Origin of the sequence: Labrys sedimenti (assembly GCF_034424805.1) — a bacterium.
GTDB lineage: Bacteria > Pseudomonadota > Alphaproteobacteria > Rhizobiales > Labraceae > Labrys > Labrys sedimenti.
Map to the genome: position 1 here is coordinate 86,289 of NZ_JAXOUF010000007.1, position 23,789 is coordinate 110,077.

General features: G+C 62.7%; 21 protein-coding genes. 8 read left to right on the forward strand and 13 right to left on the reverse strand.

Features of this window, described 5'->3' with window-relative positions; translation table 11 throughout:
• Positions 1-636: 636 nt before the first annotated feature.
• The 6 genes from U1R88_RS20695 to derI all read right to left on the reverse strand — a co-directional run bounded on the left by U1R88_RS20695 (position 637) and on the right by derI (position 7,124).
• Positions 637-1,581 (reverse strand): carbohydrate kinase family protein, encoded by a 945-nt coding sequence (locus tag U1R88_RS20695; RefSeq protein WP_322433073.1) that lies wholly within the window; start codon positions 1,579-1,581, stop codon positions 637-639.
• 64 nt (positions 1,582-1,645) lie between these two features.
• On the reverse strand, positions 1,646-2,677 hold the full coding sequence (locus U1R88_RS20700; RefSeq protein ID WP_322432938.1) for an ABC transporter permease: 1,032 nt from the start codon (positions 2,675-2,677) through the stop codon (positions 1,646-1,648).
• On the reverse strand, positions 2,674-4,242 hold the full coding sequence (locus U1R88_RS20705) for a sugar ABC transporter ATP-binding protein (protein ID WP_322432939.1): 1,569 nt from the start codon (positions 4,240-4,242) through the stop codon (positions 2,674-2,676). Before U1R88_RS20705 ends, U1R88_RS20700 begins: the two co-directional genes overlap by 4 nt.
• Before the next feature lie 185 nt (positions 4,243-4,427).
• Positions 4,428-5,426, reverse strand: coding sequence for an autoinducer 2 ABC transporter substrate-binding protein (locus U1R88_RS20710; RefSeq protein WP_322432940.1), 999 nt, complete (start codon positions 5,424-5,426; stop codon positions 4,428-4,430).
• 91 nt (positions 5,427-5,517) lie between these two features.
• Positions 5,518-6,507: an ABC transporter permease gene (locus U1R88_RS20715; RefSeq protein ID WP_322432941.1), complete on the reverse strand. Its 990-nt coding sequence runs from the start codon at positions 6,505-6,507 to the stop codon at positions 5,518-5,520.
• 161 nt (positions 6,508-6,668) lie between these two features.
• Positions 6,669-7,124 (reverse strand): D-erythrulose-4-phosphate isomerase, encoded by a 456-nt coding sequence (gene derI, locus U1R88_RS20720; RefSeq protein ID WP_322432942.1) that lies wholly within the window; start codon positions 7,122-7,124, stop codon positions 6,669-6,671.
• Positions 7,125-7,303: 179 nt separating this feature from the next.
• Here derI and U1R88_RS20725 point away from each other — a divergent pair, with 179 nt between their 5' ends.
• The 8 genes from U1R88_RS20725 to dhaL (U1R88_RS20760) all read left to right on the forward strand — a co-directional run bounded on the left by U1R88_RS20725 (position 7,304) and on the right by dhaL (U1R88_RS20760) (position 16,371).
• Positions 7,304-8,782: a sugar ABC transporter ATP-binding protein gene (locus U1R88_RS20725; RefSeq protein WP_322432943.1), complete on the forward strand. Its 1,479-nt coding sequence runs from the start codon at positions 7,304-7,306 to the stop codon at positions 8,780-8,782.
• A gap of 44 nt (positions 8,783-8,826) precedes the next feature.
• Entirely contained in the window at positions 8,827-9,831 is a 1,005-nt protein-coding gene (locus U1R88_RS20730; RefSeq protein ID WP_322432944.1) for an ABC transporter permease, read from the forward strand.
• A gap of 83 nt (positions 9,832-9,914) precedes the next feature.
• Positions 9,915-10,907, forward strand: coding sequence for a substrate-binding domain-containing protein (locus U1R88_RS20735; RefSeq protein ID WP_322432945.1), 993 nt, complete (start codon positions 9,915-9,917; stop codon positions 10,905-10,907).
• A 57-nt stretch (positions 10,908-10,964) separates the two neighbouring features.
• A complete protein-coding gene (locus U1R88_RS20740) occupies positions 10,965-11,738 on the forward strand; it encodes a GolD/DthD family dehydrogenase (protein ID WP_322432946.1) in 774 nt (257 codons plus the stop codon).
• Between the two features lie 33 nt (positions 11,739-11,771).
• Complete coding sequence (locus U1R88_RS20745; RefSeq protein ID WP_322432947.1) at positions 11,772-12,764, forward strand: dihydroxyacetone kinase subunit DhaK; 993 nt, start codon at positions 11,772-11,774, stop codon at positions 12,762-12,764.
• Positions 12,765-12,776: 12 nt separating this feature from the next.
• The gene (gene dhaL, locus U1R88_RS20750) at positions 12,777-13,418 is read left to right on the forward strand and encodes a dihydroxyacetone kinase subunit DhaL (protein ID WP_322432948.1); all 642 of its coding nucleotides are present in this window, start codon (positions 12,777-12,779) and stop codon (positions 13,416-13,418) included.
• Between the two features lie 142 nt (positions 13,419-13,560).
• Positions 13,561-15,687, forward strand: coding sequence for a bifunctional sugar-binding transcriptional regulator/dihydroxyacetone kinase subunit DhaK (locus U1R88_RS20755; protein ID WP_322433074.1), 2,127 nt, complete (start codon positions 13,561-13,563; stop codon positions 15,685-15,687).
• A 30-nt stretch (positions 15,688-15,717) separates the two neighbouring features.
• Positions 15,718-16,371 carry a dihydroxyacetone kinase subunit DhaL gene (gene dhaL, locus U1R88_RS20760; protein WP_322432949.1) on the forward strand — a complete coding sequence of 218 codons (654 nt, stop codon included), beginning with the start codon at positions 15,718-15,720 and terminating at the stop codon, positions 16,369-16,371.
• 126 nt (positions 16,372-16,497) lie between these two features.
• On the opposite strand, the gene U1R88_RS20765 is transcribed toward dhaL (U1R88_RS20760), so the two are convergent.
• The 7 genes from U1R88_RS20765 to U1R88_RS20795 all read right to left on the reverse strand — a co-directional run bounded on the left by U1R88_RS20765 (position 16,498) and on the right by U1R88_RS20795 (position 23,717).
• Positions 16,498-17,496 (reverse strand): LacI family DNA-binding transcriptional regulator, encoded by a 999-nt coding sequence (locus U1R88_RS20765; protein WP_322433075.1) that lies wholly within the window; start codon positions 17,494-17,496, stop codon positions 16,498-16,500.
• A 90-nt stretch (positions 17,497-17,586) separates the two neighbouring features.
• Positions 17,587-18,495, reverse strand: a complete 909-nt coding sequence (locus U1R88_RS20770) for an SMP-30/gluconolactonase/LRE family protein (RefSeq protein ID WP_322432950.1) — start codon at positions 18,493-18,495, stop codon at positions 17,587-17,589.
• Between the two features lie 3 nt (positions 18,496-18,498).
• The gene (locus U1R88_RS20775) at positions 18,499-18,843 is read right to left on the reverse strand and encodes a hypothetical protein (protein WP_322432951.1); all 345 of its coding nucleotides are present in this window, start codon (positions 18,841-18,843) and stop codon (positions 18,499-18,501) included.
• 128 nt (positions 18,844-18,971) lie between these two features.
• The gene (locus tag U1R88_RS20780; protein WP_068281698.1) at positions 18,972-20,081 is read right to left on the reverse strand and encodes a substrate-binding domain-containing protein; all 1,110 of its coding nucleotides are present in this window, start codon (positions 20,079-20,081) and stop codon (positions 18,972-18,974) included.
• Positions 20,082-20,109: 28 nt separating this feature from the next.
• Positions 20,110-21,159: an ABC transporter permease gene (locus U1R88_RS20785; RefSeq protein ID WP_322432952.1), complete on the reverse strand. Its 1,050-nt coding sequence runs from the start codon at positions 21,157-21,159 to the stop codon at positions 20,110-20,112.
• 19 nt (positions 21,160-21,178) lie between these two features.
• On the reverse strand, positions 21,179-22,678 hold the full coding sequence (locus U1R88_RS20790) for a sugar ABC transporter ATP-binding protein (protein WP_322432953.1): 1,500 nt from the start codon (positions 22,676-22,678) through the stop codon (positions 21,179-21,181).
• A gap of 139 nt (positions 22,679-22,817) precedes the next feature.
• Positions 22,818-23,717 (reverse strand): NAD(P)-dependent oxidoreductase, encoded by a 900-nt coding sequence (locus U1R88_RS20795; protein ID WP_322432954.1) that lies wholly within the window; start codon positions 23,715-23,717, stop codon positions 22,818-22,820.
• Positions 23,718-23,789 lie beyond the last annotated feature (72 nt).

Here is a 23,789-nt window from a genome sequence, read left to right on the forward strand (position 1 = left end):
TCGATAGAGGTGTCCGGGAGAGCCATCAGGCGCCTCGCGGCAGGAAAGCCCGGGTCGTCGAGTTGCAGGATTCGGCAAAGGATCGCCTCGCTCTACCCGCGGCCTTGCAGGGGCGTTTGACGTTTTCCCAGACGGACTGGCGCCATGGAGAGCGGATACGAAGTACCAAGCTGGAGTCCTGTTCTCGACGCCGCCATCAATGCGGCAACGCCACGAGACGTCCGTGCCAAAGCTCTGGAAATGTTGCGAAAGTTCGCGTTCGCCGGACTTGCTCGGGCTGGAGCGTTTTCCAGAAAAATTGACAGACTTTTCAATTAAGAAAACGCGTCAAAACAAAGAGCTAGTGAGAAAGTGCGATTCGAAGAAATCGCGCTTTGCTCTCGGCGCCGGATGCTTCGAGACCGTTTCAATCCGACGCCGGCCGTTGACCGGGGTGGTGTGGAATCACATCGTCCGGCCGCACAGCAGGCGCGGAGCAGACGGTCTGCGGATCCTCGATAGCGAGGATCCGAGCCTGGCGGCCAGCCTTTCGGCAACCGCCCCTGCTCTTCCGAACGAGGCACATTCTTGCCCGAGGCGGCCGTCGGCTTCGGAGGTCGTAAAGGGCCGGATTTCCGGCACGCTTCCTTTTCAGTTTCAGTGTTTGATCGGCATGGTGTTCATGAAGGCCAAGGTGTCCTCGAACGACCGAATGCCTGCATCGGAGCCGAGACCCGTCGCCACCAGTGCCGCCGATGCCTGGGCAAAGTTCAACGCTGTTTTCAGATCCATCCTGCGATGCAGGGCCGTGATGAAACCGGCATCGAACGCATCGCCGCACCCGGTCGTGTCCACCACCTCGATCTGGAAAGCCGGTTGGCGAACGATCTCGCCGTGAGCGTCCATGAAGCACACGCCATCGCCACCTAGCGTGAATACGCAGTGTTTCACGCCGCGATCGAGAAAGAACCGGCCCGAACTCTCGATACCGGACGTGCCGGAAATCTGCCGCGCTTCCTCGATGGAGGGCATGAAGTAGTCGATATGGGGAAACAGGGGCGCGATAAGATCGAGCGTGCCGTCGTTGGCGCCGAGCAGGTCGAACGTTGTCGTGCGCCCGCGCGCTTTTGCCTCGGCCAGCAATTTGCGGCTCGGTTCGCCGTCGAGCTTGGCCAGCAATCCGGTACCACCCAGGTGAATGATCGGCGGAGCCAGCACCGTATCGAGAGCGCTCTCGGCAACCTCAAAATGATCGGAAGCCCCCCGAGCATGGAGCGCCGGTCGGTCGCCATTGCGCCGGATATTCAAAATGGTTGCCGATGTCGGCACGCCCGCCAAGCGCTGCATCTGGGCCGTATCGACGCCGAAACGCTGAAGTGTTGCAAGAACGAAATCTGCTTTCTCGTCATCGCCCACGGCACCGACCGCAAGGCAATTCAGCCCGAGCTTTGCAAGATCCACCACCGTTCCACCGGCGGTACCCGCAACCGTCAGCCTGATTTCGTCAATGAACTCCACATTGCCGCCGGCGGGAATGGCATCGACCGGCCGCCCGAGCACGTCGAGAATATACAGCCCGATGACCGATACATCATGAGACATGGAAACCTCTTGAAACAAGACACGTGATTGGCTGGCGCCCCCGATCGCAGCGCCGCAGGCGCCGCTAGCTGCGATTGCGCAGGGCGAAAATGGTTCCTGCGATCAGGATGAAAATGCCGATGATGGCCAGTTGCAGCGTGCTTGGAATACCCACGAAGATCAGCACGTTGCTGACCAGCGTTATCAAGAGCACGCCGAGCAGCGTCCCGATCACCGATCCGGAGCCGCCCGTGATCCGGGCGCCGCCCAGAACGACGGCCGCGATTATTTCAAGCTCCATGCCGGCAAGATCGAATGGATTGGCGAGGCGGTTGCTCGAGACATGGATCACACCGGCAATGCCGGCGAGCAGCCCGGCATAGGCAAACACGAACACCCGCACGCGGAACAGATTGATACCCAGGCGTTCGGCAATCGCAGAATTGCCGCCGATGGCGAAGATGGCGCGGCCCATCAGCGTGCGCTCGAGGATGTACCACGTGACGAAAGCGGCAACGGCCAGAACCAGAACGGTCGCCGGCAACACGGACACAACGCCATTCGAGGCGCGATGGGTGAACAGCGAGGCCTTGCCGAAAGCATCCATCGCGGACGGGATGTTCATGAACAGGGCGGTCCCGATGAATGTCAGCAAGAAACTGCGGATGACATATTGGGTGCCGATCGTGACGATCAGCGACGGCGCCTGGAGTTTTTGAACGAGCACTCCGTTTACGATTCCAAAAGCCGCACCGCCGAAGGCGGCAAGGATCAAAATCACCGTCATCGGCATGCCCGGGAACCAGTTCGTGACGACCATGGTCAGGACATACATCACGAAGGCGGCAATCGCCGTGAACGATACGTCGATGCCCCCGGACGCCAGCACGACCAGCACCCCCATCGCAAACAGCCCGCGCACCACCGACGCACGCAATATGTCGACGATATTGCTCATCTGGAGGAAGTCGGGATTGGCGGCGATCACGACCAAACAGGTCGCAATGGTCAGCAGCAAGGTGAAGAGCTCGGGCCGGCGGCCCATCAAGTCCCACCAGCGGCGCAAGAGGCCGCCGCGCTGGGAGGCGGCAGTGGTCGCGGACGCAATCTCGGTCATTGCGCAATCTCCTTCGACGTGCCGGCCATGGATTGATAGATCGCGTCTTCGGTCAGCCCTTCGGCCTTGTGCGTAGCCACGATGCAGCCGTGACGCATGACGAGAATGCGATCACAATTCTGCAAGAGCTCCGGCAAGTCGTCGCTGATGATGATGACACCCATGCCGTCGTCGGCCAGACGCTGGATGATCCGGAAGATCGTGTCTTTCGATCCCACATCCACGCCAACGGTCGGCCCGTGCAGGATGAGGAGTTTCGGGTTGATGGTAAGCCACCGTCCGATGAGCACCCTTTGCTGGTTGCCGCCGGAAAGGGACTGAACCGGAACCGTTACATCCGGCGCGACGATCTGCAGGTCGGCAACGCTGGTTTCCGCAGTGCGGCGAGCCCTGCGAGAACTGATGATGCCGAGCGCATTGCGCAGGCGATCCAGGATCGGCAGCGTTATGTTGTCCTGGATCGACTTTTCAAGAAACAGGCCCTCGGTAAGCCGGTCTTCAGGAACATAGCCAACGCCGTTTTGTATGGCCTCTAGCGCCGATTGGGGCGCGATCGTCCTGCCGGCCAGGCGTATCTGGCCGCTCAACGCCGGCTTCACGCCGGCCAGCGCGAGAGCCAGCTCGTTGCGGCCGGAATCCAGCAGCCCCGTGACGCCCAATATCTCGCCCTTTCTCACGCTCAGCGAGATATTCTGGAAAGCCCGGCCGTCATCGAGATTCTCGACCTGGAGCAGGACGTCGCCAAGCTTTGGATCGGTGCGGTAGCGCGTCTCGCCGATTTCGCGGCCCGTCATCCACCGGCTGAATTCAGCCTTGCTGTGATCGGCGACGTCGAGTTCGGCGACCTTCAACCCATCGCGCATGATGATTGCGCGGCCTCCGAGCAGTTTGCACTCGTCGAGCTTATGCGTGACGAACAAAACCGCGACGCCCTTGCCGCGCAATCGCTCGACAACGCCAAGCAGGTTTTCGACTTCCTGCCGGGTAAGCGATGTCGTCGGCTCGTCCATGATGACCATACGTGCTTCGGACGCGACAGCGCGGGCGATGGCGATCAACTGGCGCGTCGCGAGCGGCAACGTATCAGTGCGACGCGTGAGGAAATCACCGCCGGTCGGAAGATGCACCTCCGCCAAGGCCCGACGCGCGGTTTCATGCAGCGCCGTGACGTTCAGCCTGCGGGCCAGACGCCCCGACGCCTCGACGAGTTGCTCGGTAAACGCGACGTTCTCGGCAACCGAGAGATTGGGGAGAAGCGACAGGTCCTGATAGACCGTCTCGATACCGGCCCGCAGCGCCCCGATCGCGCCCAGATCTCCGGCCCTGCTTCCGGTCGGCCGACCATCGATCAGAATCTGCCCCTCATCGGCAGGCTGGGCGCCGGAAAGGATCTTGATCAGCGTGCTCTTGCCGCAGCCATTCTCCCCCATCAGGTGATAGATCTGCCCCGCCTCGATCGTCAGGCTGACATCCTTCAGCGCCATGACGCCGCCAAAGGATTTCCTGACGTTTCTGACCTCGAGAAACGGCGGCAAAGGGCGCGGCGTAGGATCGGTCGCGTGCATGGAAAAATCCTATAGCGTTTTGCGACTAGACGGAGGCACCAAGAATCGCAAAGACGCGTCGAAACAAAGAGATAGAGCAAATAGGCGTTCACACCTGAACGCGGTTTGCTCCAGAACTCCCCGACGCGTCTTCCGGCGCGGGATCGATGCCCGGGGGAAGACGCGTCAGTGAGCGATGCTCGTTGTCAGAATGGGAACTGCTTGTAGTTGGACTTGTCGACATCAACCCAGGCCTGGCCCTGCATGATGATGCCCTTGCCCGGTCCCTTGATGACGGTCATCTTTTCGTAGCCCGGCACGCCGAGATTGACCCCATCCTTGATCTCCTCGCCCTTCAGGACCATTTCGGAAACCTTGTTCATGACGTAGCCGGCATCCTTGGGATCCCAGAAGAAGATCTGATTGACCGCGCCGCTTTCGAGATAGGGTCCGGTATCCTTGGGAAGGCCGAGGCCATAGACGCAGACCTTGCCCTGAAGGCCTGCTTCTTCCACGGCACGGCCGATACCGATCACGTCAATGGCAGAGGAGCCCTGGAACCCCTTGATGTCCGGATATTTCCGCAGAATCTCCTTGGCCTTTTCGTAGGCGCGATTGGCATCGTTGAAGGATTCGTTCTTGGCGGCAACCAGTTCCATGCCCGGATATTTCTTGGCGTTTTCCGCGCCGGCATCGACCCACTGGTTATGCGTCAAGCTGCCCAAAGAACCAACGAACGACGTCCATTTGCCTGACTTGCCCATGCAGGCGGAGAGCTTTTCGTTGATACGCGCACCGAAGGCCTTGTTGTCGAAGGCTTCGATGTCGACATCGGTGTTCTTGAGGCTGTCCCCCTCATGGGTGATGACCTTGATCCCGCGCTGGGAAGCGCGGCGAAGAACACCTTCGAGTGCCGACGGGTCCATCGGAACGACCGCGATCGCCGACACTTTCTTGGCGACGAGATCTTCGATGATGCGGGTCTGCTGAGCCGCGTCTGCCTTGGCGGGGCCGATCTGGCTGGCGCTTAAGCTTGGGTTGTCCTTGCCGAACGCATCCACGCCTTCGTTCATGCGGATGAACCAGTTTTCGCCCGTGACCTTGACCACCGTCACGATGGATGGCTTGTCCTGGGCGAACGAAACCCCGGCCATCAACACGCCTGCTAGCATCGTACAAGCTGCCAGTTTGGTAATTTTGCTCATAGTTTCCTCCATTTTAAGCAAAATCGTCTTTTGGGATCGGCACTGCCGGTCCTATGGGATCTTCACGGTACCGAGTCGATCGCGAACCGAGCTATCGTCGCTTCGGCGCAAGCCAGGCGCCCAGATGCACCCTCGAGAAGGCCAGGAGGGCCAACAGCAAGACGCCCCAGGCAAGGTCTCGGAAGAAATTCGAAATGTTCATGAAATTGAACAGGCTCGATAGAATCTGCAGCGCCGTCGCAGCCAGCAGCACGCAGATCACCTTGCCGTATCCGCCTTCGGGCTTAACGCCTGCCAGGACGGCAATCAGAATGGCGATCAACACATAAGAGCCGCCATAGTCCCATTTCACCGAGGAATTGCGGGCCGCGATAATGACGCCGGCAACGGAAGACAGCACGCCGCAGAGGGTATAGGTAACAAGCAGCATGCGCTTTTCATTGATGCCGCCATACCGTGCCGCCTTGGAATTACTTCCAAGCAACATGAGTTTCATGCCGAACGGCGTATATCTCAAAAGAAATGCCAGGCCGGCCGCAATTGCCAGAAACAACCCAAAGCACAGGGGAATGCCGAGCACCGGCATGTTGCCGAAATCATCCAGCGGCTCGATAAAGCCCATGGTGATCGCGGAGCCGTTGGTCAGGAACACCGCAATGCCGGTGAACAGCAGCTGCGTCCCCAGTGTGGCGATCAGGGGTGTGAGTCGCGCATAGGCGATCACGCTGCCATTTACGAAACCGCCGACCAGGCCCACGAGAAGCGCCAGGCCGATGAAACCCCAGAAGAACAGCAGCGGTGCGTCATCGGCCACGATGAAATGGCTTGTCACCTGAAAGGCGGCGATGCCGGCAAGGTTCGCCAGGGCGATGCCCGACAGATCGATGCCGCCATTGCCCGAGACCATGGCCAGCATGACGCCCAGCGCCAGAAGACCGAGTTCGGGAACCTGCGACGCCATGGATTGCAGATTGTAACTGTCGATGAAACTGGAGCCCGCCAACAGAGCCCCGGCTGCGAGCACCGCGCAATTGATCAACAGCAGAAAGGGCGCCTGCCGGTTCAGGCTATATGACGACACTTTTTCCTCCCGTCTCCGAAGGGCGTGTTTTACCGGCGAGGCCGGCCAATTCCGCCGGCGGAGCAGCTTCTTTGTCGATTGCGCAATAGTCCATTGCCGCACTCCATCGTTCGCTATGACAAATGCGGATGGGTCAACTCACCCGCTGAGGTGCAGCAGCCTCATGTACTGGAGGCATCTCCCCTCCTCGCGTCCAAACGATCGATCGCTTTGACATTGTCCGCCGATGGCCCGTTTGGATCGAAGCTGGATGCGAGGAAAACGTCGACGATGGCTTTAGCCAGTTCCGGGCCAATCACACGGGCGCCCATGGTGATGATCTGAGCATTGTTGGATTTTGCGGCTCGTTCCGCTGAATAGGTGTCATGGGTCAGGGCGGCGCGGATGCCTGGCACTTTGTTGGCCGAAATCGATACGCCGATTCCGGTGCCGCAGAACAACAGCCTCCGATCATGTTCGCCGTTGACCACGCTTTCGGCGAGAACCTTCGAGATGTCCGCGTAGTAGCCCGGCCGGCTCAGATCCGTAACCGCAATGTCGCCCCTACCGGCCAGATGATCCGCGATGACCTCAAGCAGGGGCCTGCCTGCGCCATCCGCGCCAAGCGCAATCTTCATTGGTGGTTCCCTCCCGAGGCAAGCCGGGTGCCCGACGGCCATGGCTCTTGTTCGTTTTGCAGTTCTTGACATTTGTCGATCCTTATTTGACAATTGTCAATATCGACGCTCGGATTTGGATCTCGTGACGTCGACGTGCCCCGCCGGTCAGGCGGCGAGCGCAAATGAGGAGAGGAAGCGTGGATCTCTTGCTTGAGGTGGAAGGGCTCAAAAAGTCCTTCGGCGGCGTTGCTGCTTTGCGAAATGGCGCCTTCAAGCTCCATGCGGGTTCCGTCCATGCCCTGTGCGGCGGCAACGGCGCGGGCAAGTCCACCTTCCTGAAGATCCTGATGGGATTGCATCGCAGAGACGCCGGCGCGATCCGCCGGCGCGGCAAGGCCGTGGAGTTCTCCAGTCCGGCCGAGGCGCTGGCCTCCGGCATTGCCATCATCGAACAGGAGCTCAGCCCCGTCCCCCACATGACGGCGGCCGAGAACATCTTCCTCGGGCGCGAACCGTCGGCACGCTTCGGCGGCATCGATTTCCGCAAGATGAACCGGGAGGCTCAGGCGCTGTTCGACCAACTCGGCTTCAACATCCGTGCCAGCCAATATATGATGAATCTCTCGGTGGCGCAGATGCAGCTCGTGGAGATCGCCAAGGCGCTCAGTCACGATGCCGAGGTCATCTTCATGGACGAGCCGACCTCCGCCATCGGCGAGAAGGAAGCCCAGCATCTGTTCTCGGCCATCGAGCGGCTCAAGGCCGCCGGCAAGGGCGTCGTCTATGTCTCCCACCGGCTGTCGGAGATCTTCCAGATCGCCGATTCCTATACCGTCTTCCGGGACGGCAGCTATGTCGGCAGCGGGGCCCTGGCCGATATCACCCGTCCCGACCTGATCCGCATGATCGTCGGCCGGGAACTCGGGGAAGAATACGTCAAGACCAACAATCCCGACGAGCAGATCAGTTTCCAGGTTCGCGGCCTCTCAGCGCCCGGCAAGATCGACGACATTTCATTTTCGGTGCGACGGGGCGAGATCTTCGGCATCTACGGTCTCATGGGGTCAGGCCGTACCGAGATCTTCGACTGCCTGTTTGGCCTGAACAAGCCGACGGCCGGCAGCATCACCCTGGACGGCGAGAAGCTGGCCATTTCCCGTCCCGCCGATGCCATGCGCGCGGGTATCGCGCTGGTCACCGAGGACCGCAAGCTCACCGGCCTCAACCTCTCCGACAGCGTGCGCAACAACATCTGCCTGGCGAGCCTGCCGGAGTTGAGCCCGGGTTTCACCATGCAGCGCCGGCAGGAACGGGCCGCCTCGGCAGACATGATCGCGCGTTTCGGCATCAAGACTGCGCGCGATACCATGCCTGTTTCCGGCCTATCCGGTGGCAACCAGCAAAAAGTCGTGCTCGGCAAGTGGTTCTTGCGCCAGCCCAAGCTTCTCCTGCTGGATGAGCCCACGCGTGGCGTCGATGTCGGCGCCAAGCGCGAGATCTACCGCATCATCTGCGATTTCGCAGCGGCGGGCGGCACGGTCGTGATGATCTCATCCGAAATAGATGAAGTGCTCGGCATGTCCGACCGCATCCTGGTGATGCGGCAGGGACGCTCCGCCGGGATCCATCGGCGCGAAGAAACCGACGCGCAGTCGCTCGTGCATCTGTCCACCTGAGATCGGCGTCCTGGCGTATCGCCCGGCACAAGAAGGAAATCCACGTGTCCGCTAACCAGAATCCCTCGACCAGCATCTGGCCCGGCAGGGAACATCGTCGGCTGATCATCCAGGAATATGGCATCTTCATCGCCTTCTTGTTGCTTGCCTTGGTCCTTTCGGTCTCCAACCAGTACTTTCTCACCGCGGGCAACATTTCCAACGTATTGTTGCAGACGGCCATCAATGGCGTGCTGGCCGTGGGCATGACTTTCGTCATCCTGACGCGGGGGATCGATCTGTCCGTCGGCTCGGTAGCGGCGCTGACGGGCATCGTTGCCGCCAGCTTCGCCACCACTTCGGCAACGGCGGGCCTGCCGGGCGCGCCTTATCCCTTCTACCTCGCATTGGCGGCGGGCCTCCTCGTCGGCATCGCCTGCGGCGCCGTGGCCGGCGTCATCGTCTCGCGTTTCGCAGTTCCGGCTTTCGTTGCCACGCTTGGCATGCTCTCGGCGGCGCGCGGCCTGACGCTGATCTATGGTGGAGGCCGGCCCGTGCCCGCTCTCACGCCCGAGTTCCGCTGGATCGGCACCGGCAGCCTGTTCGGCATTCCTGCGCCGGTCGTGCTGCTCGCTGTGGTGTTCGCCCTGTCCTGGTGGGTGCTGAACCGTACGCGCTTCGGCCGCTATATCTATGCGGTGGGCGGCAACCCGCACGCCGCCAAGACGTCCGGCATCAACGTTGCCCGCATCCGTTTCAGCGTCTACGTCATCTCCGGCGGACTTTCGGGCCTGGCGGGCATGATGCTGGCGGCCCGCACCGGTTCCGCCTTGCCGCAAGCCGGCATCGCCTACGAACTCGATGCCATCGCGGCCGTGGTGATCGGCGGCACCAGCCTGTCGGGTGGTGTCGGCCGTATCACCGGCACGCTGATCGGTGCCCTGATCATCGGCGTGATGAACAACGGCCTCGATCTGATGGGCATCCAATCCTACTACCAGCAGGTCCTCAAGGGCGCCCTGATCATCGGTGCCGTGATGCTGGATCAGAAGAGAAACCAGGGCGAGTAAGCCCCCCGCCATCCGGACGCTCGCGCCCGCGATCCAGAACCGCGTGCCGACATGGCTGCGGCATTTTTCGGAGGAGAACGACCATGAGGAAACTGCTTGTCGCCCTGGCCGCGGCCACGGCGTTGCTGGTGACGCCTGCCCTGGCGCAGGACAAGAAGATCAAGATCGGCGCGGCCCCGTACGGCCTCAACGCCGAGTTCATGCAGATCTGGACGGCGGCGCTGAAGGAGCATCCCGCCGTCAAGAACGGGGAGGTGGAGCTGACCGTGTTCGACGGGCGCTATGATGCGCTCGTGCAGCAGGAACAGTTCAACACGATGATCACGCAGAAATTCGACGCGATCATCTTCGTGCCCATCGACATCGAGGCCGGCGCCACCGCCGTCCAGGCCGCGCATGATGCCGGCATTCCCGTCGTCGGCTCGAACACACGCGTCCACTCCGACCTGTTGTCGTCCTATGTCGGTTCCGACGACGCGGTCTCGGGCTATCTGGAAGCCAAGAGCGTGCTCGACAAGATCGGTTGCAAGGGCAATGTCGTCATCATCGAGGGTCCGATCGGCCAGTCGGCGCAGATCTCCCGCCTCGAAGGCAACAAGAAGGCCTTGGCGGAATGCCCGAATGTGAAGATCCTGGAGGACCAGACCGCCAACTGGTCGCGTGCCGAGGCGCAGACCCTGATGGAGAACTGGCTGACGGCCCATCCCGGCCAGATCAACGGCGTCATCGGCCAGAATGACGAGATGGCGCTCGGCGCGATCGAGGCCATCAAGGCAGCCAAGCTGAACGTCAAGGACTTCGCCATTGCCGGCATCGACGGCGTCACCGATGCGCTCCATGCGGTCAAGCAAGGCACGATGACCTCGATCCTGCAGGATGCCCGCGCTCAGGCGCAGGGAGCCCTGGACCTTGCCATCTTCCAGGCCAGGAAGGGCGACTACAAGCCGCAATCCGATATCTGGGCCCAGTATCCCAGCATGCCGTTCAACGACGGTAAGGCCAAGGAATATAACGTGCCGTGGACGCCGGTCACCGCCGACAATGTCGACAAGCTGCTCGCCGACCGCAGCAAGTGATTTTTACGCGCGGGGCATCGGCTTGCCCCGCGCCTTCCGCCGCCAGGACCCATCGACATGACCGATATCGCGCCTCAAATCGACCTGACCTTCCCGCTCTCCGGCAAGGTCGCCCTCGTCACCGGAGCCGCTTCCGGCATCGGTGCGGCCATTGCAGGGGCTTTCGCCGCCAAGGGAGCCCGGGTCGCCGTTCTCGACATCAACGCCGAACTTGCCGCCGCGAAGGCGGCCGAGCTTGGGAATGGTGCGCACGCGTTCGCGTGCGATGTCACCGATCCTGAGTCCATCAACGCCGCGATCGCGGGTACGAAGGCGGCTTTTGGCGGCATCGACATCGCGGTCAACAGCGCCGGGGTCGTGTTCCTGGCTCCGGCCGAGGATCTGTCCCTGGATCACTGGACCAGGACGATCGACATCAATCTCAAGGGCAGCTTCCTGGTCACGCAGGCTGTCGGCCGGGAAATGATCGGCGCCGGCAAGGGCGGCAGGATCATTAATCTCGCCTCCCAGGCGGGCACTGTCGCCATCGAGGAGCATGTGGCCTATTGCGCCTCGAAATTCGGCGTCATCGGCATGTCCAAGACCTTTGCGGCCGAATGGGGCAAATACGGCATCACCGTCAACACGCTTTCTCCCACCATCGTACTCACCGAACTGGGCAAGAAAGCCTGGGCGGGGGAGAAGGGCGATGCCGCCCGAAAACGCATTCCCGCCGGCCGGTTCGCCTTTCCCGAGGAAATCGCGGCTGCGGCCGTTTTCCTCGCTTCCGCCGGTGCGGATATGATCAACGGCGCCGATCTACTGATCGATGGCGGCTATACGATCCTTTGAGCCGAAGCGCTCCAGGAACCCATAGGAGAAATCATGCAGCGTTTCGTCAACAATCCCGACGAAGTCGTCGAAGACACGGTGAAGGGTTTCGTCAAGGCCCATTCCGATATCGTTCGCCTCGCCGACAATCCCCGTGTCATCGCCGCCAGGAATGCCCCCCATGCCGGCAAGGTGGGTGTCATCACGGGCGGCGGCTCCGGCCACGAGCCGGCCTTCATTGGCTATACCGGCAAGAACATGCTCGATGCCGTCGCTGTCGGAGAGCTGTTTTCCTCCCCCACAGCCAAAAGCTTCCATGACGCCATCCGGGAAGCCGATGGTGGCAAGGGGGTCGTCGTGCTCTACGGCAATTATGCCGGCGACAACATGAACGTGAAGATGGCGATCCGGCTCGCAGCCAAGGATGGCATCGAAGTGGCGACCGTCGTCGCCAACGACGATGTCTGCTCGGCTTCCAGCGAAGAGCGCGAAAAACGCCGGGGCGTTGCCGGCGAAATCTTCATGTGGAAGGTTGGTGGCGCCAAGGCGGCAACGGGGGCTTCGCTCGAAGCCGTTCGCGCGACGGCCCAAAGGGCGATCGACAATTGCCGTTCGATCGGCGTGGGCCTCGGTCCCTGTACCCTGCCTGCCGTCGGCCATCCGAATTTCGAGATCGCCCCGGGTACGATGGAGGTCGGCATTGGCCATCACGGCGAACCGGGGGTCCGCGTGGAACCGCTGAAACCCGCGGCCGAGATCGCTCGCGACATGTGCGGGATCGTTCTCGACGACCACGATCTTCCCGAAGGCACCGAAGTCGCCGTGCTGGTTTCCGGTCTCGGTGCGACGCCGCTCAACGAACTCTACATCCTGAACGACACGATCGAATCCGAGATCGTCAAACGCGGCCTGAAAATCCACCGCACCTATATCGGCAATTACTTCACCTCGCTGGAAATGATCGGGGCAACCCTGACGGTCATGGCTCTTGACGACGAACTGAAGGAACTGCTCGATACGGACGTGCGCTGCGCTGCAATCTTGTAAAGAGAACGCCTCATGCAAACCCTGAACAATGCGGAAGCCGGCGACATCGTTTTGGCCATGGCAGAACGCATTATCGAAAATCGGGCCTATCTCAGCGAAATCGACGGCAAGATCGGCGACGGCGATCACGGCGTCAACATGGCGAAAGGCTTCAACCTGGCTGCCGAGCGGCTCAAGGGCAAGAACGCGTCCCTTTCAAGCGCGCTCGACACGCTTGGCACCATCCTGATGACCGAAATCGGCGGTTCGATGGGACCGCTCTATGGCGTCATGTTTACGGAATTCGCCGAAAAGATCGACGGCGTCGCCCTCGTCGATGCCGCCGCCTTCAGCCGCATGCTGCATGCGGGCCTCGAAGGCATTCAGTCGATCGGCGCCGCCAAGGTGGGCGACAAGACGCTTCTCGACACATTCGTTCCGGCCCTTGCCGCGTTCGATGACGCGAACACTGCCGGCAGATCCTTTGCCGAAGCTCTGGAAGCGCTCGTCGAAGCAGCAGAAAAGGGGCGAGATTCCACAATAGATTTGGTGGCCAGGATCGGACGCGCCAGCCGTCTGGGCGAACGTTCCCGCGGCTTCCTGGACGCCGGAGCAACCTCCTGCGCCATCATTCTCAGAGAATTGTCACTCCGCGCCCGCGAAAAACTGCAATAAGAGACGGCCGATTTGCGCAACATGGCGGCCCCCCTTTATGCTTGGAAAGTTGGGCCGCCCTTTGTTTTGAATTTTCGCGAAACGAGACAAAGGCATTGTCCTGCAAGCCTTCCCGACCGACGCAGGAGCAATGGCAAACAAGATGGCGCCGAGTAAAAAAACCGCCGTGGCCAAGCCTGGTCAGGCGGAATTGGCCAATGTCATACCGCTGCGATATGGCGACGATCCCTATGTATGGGCTTGCTGGCTTTATTACGAGGACGGGCGCACACAGGGCGATATCGCCGAGATAATGGGAATCTCGCGCGCAACGGTCAACAGCTACCTTGCCGAAGCACGCAGCCGTGGCATCGTCAGCATTTCCATCGAACCTTCGCGGCTGAGTTCGCTGGTCGTCGCGCAGGAGCTGAAACAGCATTTCGGATTGACCGACTGCCTCGTCGTGCCCGACGACGACGGATCGCGAACGTTGATCGACCGCCTGGGAGGCGCCGGCGCGCAAGCCGTTGCGAAGCTGCTGAAATCCGGCGATACGGTTGCTGTCGCATGGGGGCGCACAGTCCTGTCCATCGCCGAAAACCTGGATATCTCCAATCTGCAGGACGTGACGGTCGTCCAGGCCACCGGCGGCACTCGAGCCGGTTTCGCCTACACGCCGGAGCTGTGCGCGGCGGCGGTCGCCAAAGCCACGAATGCCCATCTCATCAACATCACCGCGCCGGCTATCGTGTCGAATGCGCAGGTCAAATCAGCTTTTCTGGACGAACCGGTCATTGCCGAGCAATTTCAAGCACTGACCCGGGCCAACAAGGCACTTTTCGGCATTTCGTCCCTTCGGCCGAATTCGACGATCCACACCAGCGGATTTTTCGAGGACGTGTCGATCCAGGATTATCTGGCCAGAAATGCCGTCGGCGTGATTGCAGGCCGTTTCATCGACGCCCATGGCCACCCCGTTTCCGGACCTCTGGACGACCGCACCATCGGCATTTCCCTCGATCGGCTGCGAGACAGCAACATGCGCATTGCGGTTGCCGGCGGTTTCGACAAGGTGCCGGCAATTCTGGCGGCGCTGCGAGGCGGCTATGTCAGCGTGCTGATCACCGATGCGGCGACCGGACGCGGCATCCTCAATGCCGACGGCGTAACGCAGATCCACAGCAAACCTGCCCACCGCTTGCGGCAGGAAGCTGCGGCCGCCCCGCCCAGCCACAATCGCACCCATATCAAGAAATTTCTCAACAACCCCGATGACGTTGTCGATGAAATGCTTGACGGGGTGGTCAAGGCGCATGCCGCTCATATCGCGCCGATCAACGGTTCGAAGCGTGCACTGGTCGCGCGCAATGGTCCGCGTACGGGCAAGGTCGGCCTGGTCATTGGCGGCGGTTCCGGCCACGAACCCTGCTTTCTCGGCTATGTCGGCAAGGGGCTGGCCGACGCAGTGGCGATCGGCAACGTCTTCTCCTCGCCTCCCCCTGTTCCAATCCTCGAATGCGCAAAGGCTGCCTCGGGCGGAGCCGGGGTTCTTTTCGTCTACGGCAATTATGTCGGCGACGTGATGAACTTTGAAATGGCGGCCGAACTGGCGCAGGAGGCGAACATACCCACACGTACGGTCTTGACGACTGACGATATCTCCTCCTCACCGGTAGAGGATCGCGACGGACGGCGTGGCGTGGCGGGTAATTTCTTTGTCTTCAAGATCGCCGGCGCCGCCTGCGACCGCGGGTTGTCGCTCGAGGAATGCGAAGCCATTGCACGCAGGGCCAACAGGCGCACCTATACGATGGGGGTCGCATTGGAACCGTGTTCCTTGCCCCAAACCCGCCGACACAACTTCGAGATAGGCCCTGACGAGATGGAAATCGGCATGGGCATTCATGGCGAGCGGGGTGTCATTCGGGAGAAGATGATGCAAGCCGACGAAATCGTCGACCGCATCATGGACAAGGTCTTTTCCGAGATGACCGCCGGCCCGGGCGACCGAGTGGCAGTTCTCGTCAATTCGTTCGGCTCGACCCCCCTGATGGAGCTCTACATCCTGTTCAAGCGCGTGGAAGAGCGCCTCAGCGCCAAGCGGATCGGCATCGTGGCGAATTGGGTCGGCCATTACTGCACGTCGCTCGACATGAACGGTGCATCCATATCCATCCTGCACCTGGATCAGGAACTGTCCGATCTCCTGTCGCATCCTTGCGATACCGCCTTTCTTCGGGTCACCGAAAAAGGGGCGTCACCGGCAGGGTCGCCACCTGCGGTCCAATGAGAATTCCACGCTGATCGGGAGATCAATGCAATGCCGCAAACCGCAGCGCGCCGCCTCAGCTGGATGTTCCAGCTGATTGCCCTGTCGATAAAGGCAGAGAAGGAATATCTGTCCGACCTCGACGGCGCCATCGGCGACGCCGATCACGGCATCAGCATGGCGCTGGGGTTTTCGGCCGTCAACGGCGCGCTAGCGAAACTCGACCTTGAGCAGGCATCGCCCTCCGACGTCTTCGCGGCAGCGGCCTCCGCCTTTCTCGATGCCGTCGGCGCGTCCACCGGGCCCCTCTATGCAACGGGCTTCCAAAACGCCTCCAAGGCCCTGAAAAACCAACAGTCCCTCGACCTGCCGGAACAGGTCGCCATCGTCGAAGCCATTACCAAGGGTATCCAATCGCGTGGCAAAGGGCAGCGCGGGGACAAGACGATGCTCGACACATGGGTTCCGGCAATGGAGGTCGCCGTTCACGCCAAGGCAAACGGCCTGACCATCGGGCAGATGTGGCGCCATATCGTGGAGGCCGGCGCAGAAGGCGCGCAATCGACAAGGTCCATGGTCGCGACCCGCGGCCGCGCCGCCCGGCTTGGAGAACGGTCCCTGGGCCATATGGATCCCGGCGCAGCGTCCGCCCTGATCATTCTGCGGGCGATGCAGGAAGCCTTTGCCGAAAGACTGGAATCTTAGGACGTGTCGGCCCTCGTTTTCCTGCCATTGACCATCGAGCCATGCGGTGGATCTCGTGGTGCCGAGCCGGACAGCATAGGGTTTGCAACAGAGCCCTCGCCGGCCGGCGGACGCTGAAGAAGCCTGTCAGCTGCTTTCGCGTGCTATCACCACGAACGGCATCAGCATCATTTCCGGTGGAATTTGCTGCTGCGACCGCTGGGCCTCTATCGCTCGCAGCAGGAGGTTCCCCGCTGCCCGACCGATTTCCTTGGCGTCGACGGAAACCGTAGTGATGCTCGGGTAGGCGCAGCGCGCAACCTCGAAATCGCCGAAGCCGGCGATCGCGATACGCCCCGGCACCGCCCAGCCGCGGCGATGGCACTCCATCAGGGCGCCGAAGGCCGACAGGTCGGAAACGCAGACCGCGGCATCGACATCAGGCCATTGGGACACCAGGTGCACGATGGCCTGGGCCCCCTGCTCCATCGAGATCGGCGGCTTGCCGAACGAAATGACCCGACCGCGCGGCAAGCCGAGTTGCTCGATCGCCTGGATGTAGCCCTGGCGCCGATCGGCGCCTCGGGTGTCGCGATTGCTGGTGCCGCCGATGAATCCGATATTGCGATAGCCCCGGCCATGAAGATGATGCACGAGCGCATTCGTGGCGGCGGCATTGGAGAAGCCGACGACATGCTCGATCGGCTTGTCGGGCACGTCCCAGGTCTCGATCACCGGGATGCCGGCGGCCTCGAGCAGCTTGCGGGTGCGATCGGTGTGGCGGCCGCCGGTGACGATGATGCCTTCGGGACGCCGCATCAGCATCGATTCGACCAGCCGTTCCTCCTTCTCGATCTGATAGTCGGTATAGCCGAGAAGCAGTTGCAGGCCGCTACCCTCGATGGCTTCGGTGATGCCGCGCGCCGTGTCGGCAAAGTTGGAGCTGTTGATCGAGGGCACCAGCGCGGCCACGAAACCGGAGCGCTTGGAGGACAGTGTGCCTGCCATCTGGTCGAGCACATAGCCGAGCTCGTCCACGGCGGCCATGATCTTGCCGCGGGTCTTCTCGGAGATCGAGCCGCCCTTCTTCAAGGCCCGCGAAACCGTCATGGTCGAGACACCGGCCCGCTCGGCGACATCGGCCATGGTCGGCTGGCTTTTGGGCAGTCTGTCGTTGTCGCGCGGCATCAAGCAATCCGTTAGGGCAGTTCTGGCGCAATCGCCATAGCGGGAGCGTTACCAGCCCGGCGGGTGATTGTTAACGTAGATGGCATAGAGGGAGCTCTGCGCCGTGATGTAGAGGCGATTGCGTTTCGGGCCCCCGAAGCACAGATTGGAGACGATCTCCGGGACCTTGATGCGCCCGATCAGGCTGCCGTCCCTGGTATAGATACGGACAGAGTCGGCGCTGGAGGCCCAGAGATTGCCGTCGCGGTCGACACGAAACCCATCGAAGAAACCGGCCTCGCACACGGCAAAGGTCCTTGCCGGACCTATGACCTCGCCTGACGCAGACAGATCATAGGCATGGATGGCCCGCGGCAGCCCGGGAACGTGGCTGGCACCGGTATCGGCGACATAGAGCAGGCTTTCGTCCGGCGAGAAGGCCAGGCCGTTGGGCTTGATGCGATCGGTGATGACGGGCTGGACCGCGCTGGTGGCAGCGTCGACCCGGTAGACATGCGAAGCCCCGATCTCGGAGACGGCGGCATGGCCCTCGTAATTGCTGTCGATGCCGTAGGTCGGGTCGGTGAACCAGATCGAGCCATCGCTCTTCACCACCACGTCATTGGGGGAGTTCAAGCGCCTGCCGTCATGGCTGTCGGCCAGCACGCTCCAGCGCCCGTCCGGCTCCAGGCGCGTCACGCGGCGACCGCCATGCTCGCAGGCAATCACCCTGCCGGCCCGGTCCAGCGTGTGGCCATTGTGATAGCCGCAGGGGCTTTCGAAGACACTGACCGACCCGTCCGTCTCGTCCAAGCGCATCACACGGTCATTGGGAATGTCGGACCACAACACGGATTTGGCGGCCGGCACATAGACGGGCCCTTCGGCCCAGCGGCATCCGGTCCAGAGCTTTTCGAGCCGGGCGTGGCCGATGATCAGGGCGGCGAAACGATCGTCAAGGATCTCGTAATCGCTCATCCCTCAGCCCCGTTCCGACGACATCGGGAACTCGTCGGCGCGGAAGATCGTGTGGAAAATGTCGCCGTCGAACAGGGGCATCAGCTCGGCGGTGACCGCCCGGCTTTTGGTCCTGACCTCGGAGGCGAGAGCCTCCTCGATGGCGGCACGCGAGGGGTAGCGGATGGCCAGCACCATGGCGTAATGCGGCTCCTGCACATCGGCCTCTTCCTGGCGCAGCACACGCACCTCCTCGGCTCCCGGGAAGCGAGTCCAGAGCGGCACGAGCCTGTCGCGCACGAATTGCGTGAAGGCCTCTTCCGACCCTGGCCGGACTTGGCCCCGAAAAAAGGCGCAGCGTATATACATGACGGAGCTACCATTGAGGTGAAGCGAAAGTCGAGGCATCCGTTTCAACGCGCGAACCGGACGCTGTAAGCTGTTGTTCTAACTGTATAATTGCGGGGACACCTACGCGCCCCCGCCACGTCTTCGGGTCAGTTGACGCCCCAGATCTTCTTGTAGGCATCCCTGTAGCCATTGTCGGGATCGAAGACGTTCTTGGGGCCGCCGTCGAAGCCGATATTGTCGGGCGTGACCAGGTGCACGCCGGGAACGTAGCCGGACCATTTCTCGCCGGCGAAGGCGCGGTTCAGTTCATCGACCAGCTGCCAGCCCTGCATGGCCAGGGGCTCGGGCACCGTCGCGGCCTGATGGTCCTTGGCGCGGATGCGCTGATAGGCGGCCTCGGAGCCGTCACCTGCCGAGATGTTCTGGGGATCGCCATCCCCGGCAATGCCGGCCGCGGCCAGCGACGGCGGCATGAAGTCGTAATAGAGGTCGTTGATCGCCAGGGAATGGGTCCACTTGGCACCCTGCTGCTGCAGGAGTGTGGTGGTCAGCTGGGGGATGCGGGTCGAAACATCCGAAAGCGGCGTATCCTGGAAGGACAGCACGGCACAGCCCTGGCATTTCTTGATGACTTCCTCCATCGCCCGTCCCTTGGCGATGGCGATGGCATAGGTCGAATCGGCGAAAATCACCACGCCGGCCTTGCCGTCGGAATCGGCGATCGCCTTCATGGCCGCGACCTTGGCGACTTCCATGGCGTCGGTGGTGACATTGGCGAAGACAGGCGTGCCGTCGAGGGGCCCGGGCTTGGGACCCGAGTGCCAGCCGACAATGGTGATGCCCTGCTTGGCCGCTTCCTCCAGCGCCGCCTTCTGCTCGACCGCATCGCTGCCGCCGACGATGATCGCATCCGGTTTGAGCGCAACGGCCTGGCTCAGCCCTGCGGCCTGGCCGGATACCGTGCCCTGCCCGTCGATCTCGCGATAGGTCCAGCCGATCACGCCGGCCGCTTCCTTGACGCCCTGGGCCACGCCCAGGATGCCGCCATTGCGCATGTCACCCGCCACATAGACGACGGTCTTCTTGGCCACGGCCTTGGGACCGGAGGTCGGCCCGTCCCATTTGTCGGCGCGGGCCGCAGCCTTGGCGACGACCGCCTTCGCCTCGTCGACAAAGGCATCCGCCCGGGCCACGGCGGGTGCCAGGGCCAGGGCCGCCAGGCCGGCAGCCGCCATCAACACACTTCGTCTCAACATGATCTCTCCTCCTGAATGCGACGGGTCGTCAGCTGCCCGTCTTCTTGAAGTTTCGCGTGGCCGAGCCGCGTCGGCGCTGGGCATAGCCGGCGATGCCGATCGCGATCAGCAGGGTCACGCCGTTGAACATGGGCTCGACCCAGAACGAGCCGCCGAATTGCTGGATGCCGGCGATGCCGACCGCCAGGATGGCAACGCCCACCACCGTGCCCCAGACATTGACGCGGCCGGGCTTGATGGTGGTGGAGCCAAGGAAGGCGCCGACGAGGGCCGGCAGCAGATATTCGAGGCCAACGCTGGCCTGGCCGATGCGCAGCTTGGAGGCGAGCAGGACGCCGGCCACCGCCGTCAGGGCGCCAGAAGCCACGAAGGCGCCCATGGTGTAGCGCTGGACGGGGATACCGTTGAGCGCCGCCGCCTTGGGATTGGCCCCGATCGTATAGAGGTAGCGCCCGATCGGCAGGTGCTCGAGGATGAACCACAGGGCCAGGGCGAGGCCCAGCACATAAAAGCCGGTGATCGGCAGGCCGAAGACCATGGTGCCGTTGAGCGACAGGAAGCCCTGGGGCAGGCTCGCCACCACCTGCCGCCCGCCAGTGTGCCAGAGCGCCACGGCGTAGAGCACGGTGCCCGTGCCGAGCGTGGCGATGAAGCTGTCGATGCGCGCCACCTCGACCAGCAGGCCGTTGAGCAGGCCGATCAGGGCGCCGAGCAGGATCACCACCACCACCGCCACCGGCCAGGGCAGCCCGAACATGGTCTGCAGGCTGATGGCGAGGATGTGCCAGAGCACGATGCCGTAGCCGACGGTGAGGTCGATCTTGCCGGCTGCCATCGGGATCATGGCCGCCAGCGACAGCATGGCGATGATCGCCTTGTCCGCGATGATGGAGCGGACATTGAGCATGGTCGGGAAGGTCTGCGGCAGGAGCAGCGAGAACAGGACGATCAACAGGACCGTGAGGATGGGCAGGCCATAGACCGGCAGGCGCCGCAGCAGGCGTTCGCTGGCGGAGGCCTGCTTGAGTTCGCCGCGTGTCGGCTCGAGGGCGTCGGACTTGATGGAGTTGGTGGACATGGAGCTTTCCTGTCTGCGCTCACGCGGCTTCCGAGGCAGAGGCGGCCGAGATCACCGCTTCCGTGGTCAGGGCTGGGCCGGCCAGCTCGGCAATGATCCGGCCCCGGTTGAACACCAAGGCGCGGTGGCAGATATGGGCGATTTCCTCAAAATCCGTGGACACCACGATCACGGCGAGGCCGGATTCGAGGGCTCGCGCGATGAGGCGGTAGATCTCGGCCTTGGCGCCGACGTCGACGCCGGCCGTCGGATCCTCGGCCACCAGGAGCCTGCGGCCGGTCGCAAGCCAGCGCCCGACGACAACCTTCTGCTGGTTTCCACCCGAAAGCCCCTCGATCGGCAGGTCCGGGTCGTTGGGGCGCAGCCCGACGGCCTCTCCCAGTTCGCTCGCCAGCCTGGCCTCGAGCGAGGGTGAACGCGGCGCATACCAGGGCCGGCCGGCGGCCCCCGGATTGAGGAAGGCGTTCTCGCGAATGCTGAGGGAGGGAGCGAGGGATTCCTCCATGCGGTCCCGGGCAACCAGCCCGACACCGGCGTTCAGCGCCGCCCGGGGCGATGAGAGATCCGGCACCTGCCCGTCGATGGTGATCGATCCGCGATGCGGCACCGCCCCGAACAGGCTGCGCCCGATATCCTCCTGGCCCGCGCCGCGCAGGCCGACGAGGCCGAGCAGTTCGCCTTGGCGGACCTCGAAGCTGACGGGGCCGGCGGCCGGGGTGACGACATCGCGCAGGACCACACGGGCCTGGCCCGAATGGAATTCGGCCTTACGGAAAAGCTCCAGCGTAGAGCGGCCGACAATCATGCTGACGAGTTCGTCCGGCGTCGTCTCCGCCACCGGCTTTTCGCCGACCTTGAGGCCGTCGCGCATCACCACCACGCGATCGGCGATGCGGAAGATCTCGTCGAGGCGATGGGAGACATAGATCATGCCCACGCCCCGCTCGCGCAGGCGCCGGACCGCCTCGAACAGGCGCTCGACCTCGTCGGCCGGCAGGCTGGCCGTCGGCTCGTCGAGCACCAGGAAATCGCAATCCACCACCAAAGCACGGGCAATGGCGACCAGCGATTTCTCGGTCCGGCTGAGGCTGTGCACACGCAGGGTCGGATCGATGTCGCAGCCGACCAGCTTCAGGGCCGTCTCGGCCTTGCGCTCCGCCTCGCGCCAGTCGATGGCGCCCAGCCAGCGTCGGGAGAAGCCTTGCGACAGCCCCATATTCTCAGCCACCGTCATCCATTCGACCAGGCCGAGGTCCTGGTGGATGAAAGCCACGCTCTGGCGCTGGCCGCGCGCATTGGCGCGATGGCGATAGACCTCGCCGCCGATGGTGATCTGGCCGTCATCGGCCCTGAAGATGCCGCCGAGAATCTTGATAAGCGTGGATTTGCCGGCGCCGTTCTCGCCCAGCAGGGCCACGACCTCGCCCCGCCCGACCTCCAGGCTGACGCCATTGAGCGCGCGGGTGCCGCCGAAAGCCTTGACGACATTCTCGAACCGGAGAGCTTCCTGCCCTGCCATCGCGCTCGTCCTCCACAACTTCGAGGGCCTTTCAGCCCCGCAAAGCTCATCCGGCTCTACGGCCGGTTTTCCAATGTTATCGATAACAAACATGATCCTGTCAAGGCGCCAGTTCGGTGATCGATCCCGATGTCAGCCTTCACCCCGATTGCTCACGAAAGCCGGAGAACTGCAGCATGATGGCCGCCGTATCACGAGGGCCCAGGCCAGCGGCCAGCAGGGAACGGTGCAGATCGGCAACCAGCCCGGTCAGGGGCAGCGGCAGGCGCTGGCTGCCGGAGAAAGCCTGTACGGCCTCCAGATCCTTCATCATATTGTCGATGCGGCCGGTCGGCGAATAATCGCGCCTTGCCATTTTCGGCCCGAACTCCTGCAGGATGGAGCTGTCGGCGCGACCGCCTTTGAGCGCCTCCGCCAGGCGGGTCGCATCGACGCCCCCCGCCTCTGCCAGCCTGACGGCTTCCGCGACCGCCTGGAAGCCGAGCGCGCAGAGGACCTGGTTTACCAGCTTGGTGGTCTGCCCCGCGCCGCTGGGGCCCATATGCGTATAGTTGGCGCACAGGCTGTCCATGACAGCACGCGCCCGGTCAACATCGTCGGCGGCCCCGCCGGCCATCACGGTGAGGCGGCCCGCCGAGGCCCCGGGCGCACCACCGGAAAGCGGGGCATCGACCCATCGCATGCCGGTCGACGTAGCCAATTGCTCGGCAAACGCCCGCGTCGAGGCCGGATCGATCGAAGACATGTCGATCAGCAGCCCCGAGGCATCCGCTCCCTCCGCAATGCCACCCGGGCCGAACACGGCACTGCGCACGATCGTGGCACTGTTGAGGCTGGTGATGACGAAGCGGCTCGCCCTCGCCGCCTCGCGAGCGCTGGCGGCGGAGCTGGCCCCTTTCGCGGCAAGCGCCGCGACCTTGGCCGTGTCCAGGTCGAAGACGGTGACGGCATGTCCCGTCGCCAGCAGGCGCGTCGCGATCGCCGATCCCATGATCCCGGTTCCGACCACGGAAACGGCGGCTTTCTCGCTCTCGGTCATCGGCTGTTCTCCCCTTCGTCCCACTGCAAGAAGCTGAGAGGGATGCAGCGTCCCTCTCCTCGCCCGCCTCAG

Coding starts and splice junctions, on each gene's coding strand:
- U1R88_RS20695 (WP_322433073.1), bottom strand. CDS start 1,581: ATGTCTCATGATGTATCGGTCATCGGGCTGTATATTCTCGACGTGCTC.
- U1R88_RS20700 (WP_322432938.1), bottom strand. CDS start 2,677: ATGACCGAGATTGCGTCCGCGACCACTGCCGCCTCCCAGCGCGGCGGC.
- U1R88_RS20705 (WP_322432939.1), bottom strand. CDS start 4,242: ATGCACGCGACCGATCCTACGCCGCGCCCTTTGCCGCCGTTTCTCGAG.
- U1R88_RS20710 (WP_322432940.1), bottom strand. CDS start 5,426: ATGAGCAAAATTACCAAACTGGCAGCTTGTACGATGCTAGCAGGCGTG.
- derI (WP_322432942.1), bottom strand. CDS start 7,124: ATGAAGATTGCGCTTGGCGCGGATGGCGCAGGCAGGCCCCTGCTTGAG.
- U1R88_RS20735 (WP_322432945.1), top strand. CDS start 9,915: ATGAGGAAACTGCTTGTCGCCCTGGCCGCGGCCACGGCGTTGCTGGTG.
- U1R88_RS20740 (WP_322432946.1), top strand. CDS start 10,965: ATGACCGATATCGCGCCTCAAATCGACCTGACCTTCCCGCTCTCCGGC.
- U1R88_RS20745 (WP_322432947.1), top strand. CDS start 11,772: ATGCAGCGTTTCGTCAACAATCCCGACGAAGTCGTCGAAGACACGGTG.
- dhaL (WP_322432948.1), top strand. CDS start 12,777: ATGCAAACCCTGAACAATGCGGAAGCCGGCGACATCGTTTTGGCCATG.
- U1R88_RS20755 (WP_322433074.1), top strand. CDS start 13,561: ATGGCGCCGAGTAAAAAAACCGCCGTGGCCAAGCCTGGTCAGGCGGAA.
- dhaL (WP_322432949.1), top strand. CDS start 15,718: ATGCCGCAAACCGCAGCGCGCCGCCTCAGCTGGATGTTCCAGCTGATT.
- U1R88_RS20765 (WP_322433075.1), bottom strand. CDS start 17,496: ATGGCCGATGTCGCCGAGCGGGCCGGTGTCTCGACCATGACGGTTTCG.
- U1R88_RS20770 (WP_322432950.1), bottom strand. CDS start 18,495: ATGAGCGATTACGAGATCCTTGACGATCGTTTCGCCGCCCTGATCATC.
- U1R88_RS20775 (WP_322432951.1), bottom strand. CDS start 18,843: ATGTATATACGCTGCGCCTTTTTTCGGGGCCAAGTCCGGCCAGGGTCG.
- U1R88_RS20780 (WP_068281698.1), bottom strand. CDS start 20,081: ATGTTGAGACGAAGTGTGTTGATGGCGGCTGCCGGCCTGGCGGCCCTG.
- U1R88_RS20785 (WP_322432952.1), bottom strand. CDS start 21,159: ATGTCCACCAACTCCATCAAGTCCGACGCCCTCGAGCCGACACGCGGC.
- U1R88_RS20790 (WP_322432953.1), bottom strand. CDS start 22,678: ATGGCAGGGCAGGAAGCTCTCCGGTTCGAGAATGTCGTCAAGGCTTTC.
- U1R88_RS20795 (WP_322432954.1), bottom strand. CDS start 23,717: ATGACCGAGAGCGAGAAAGCCGCCGTTTCCGTGGTCGGAACCGGGATC.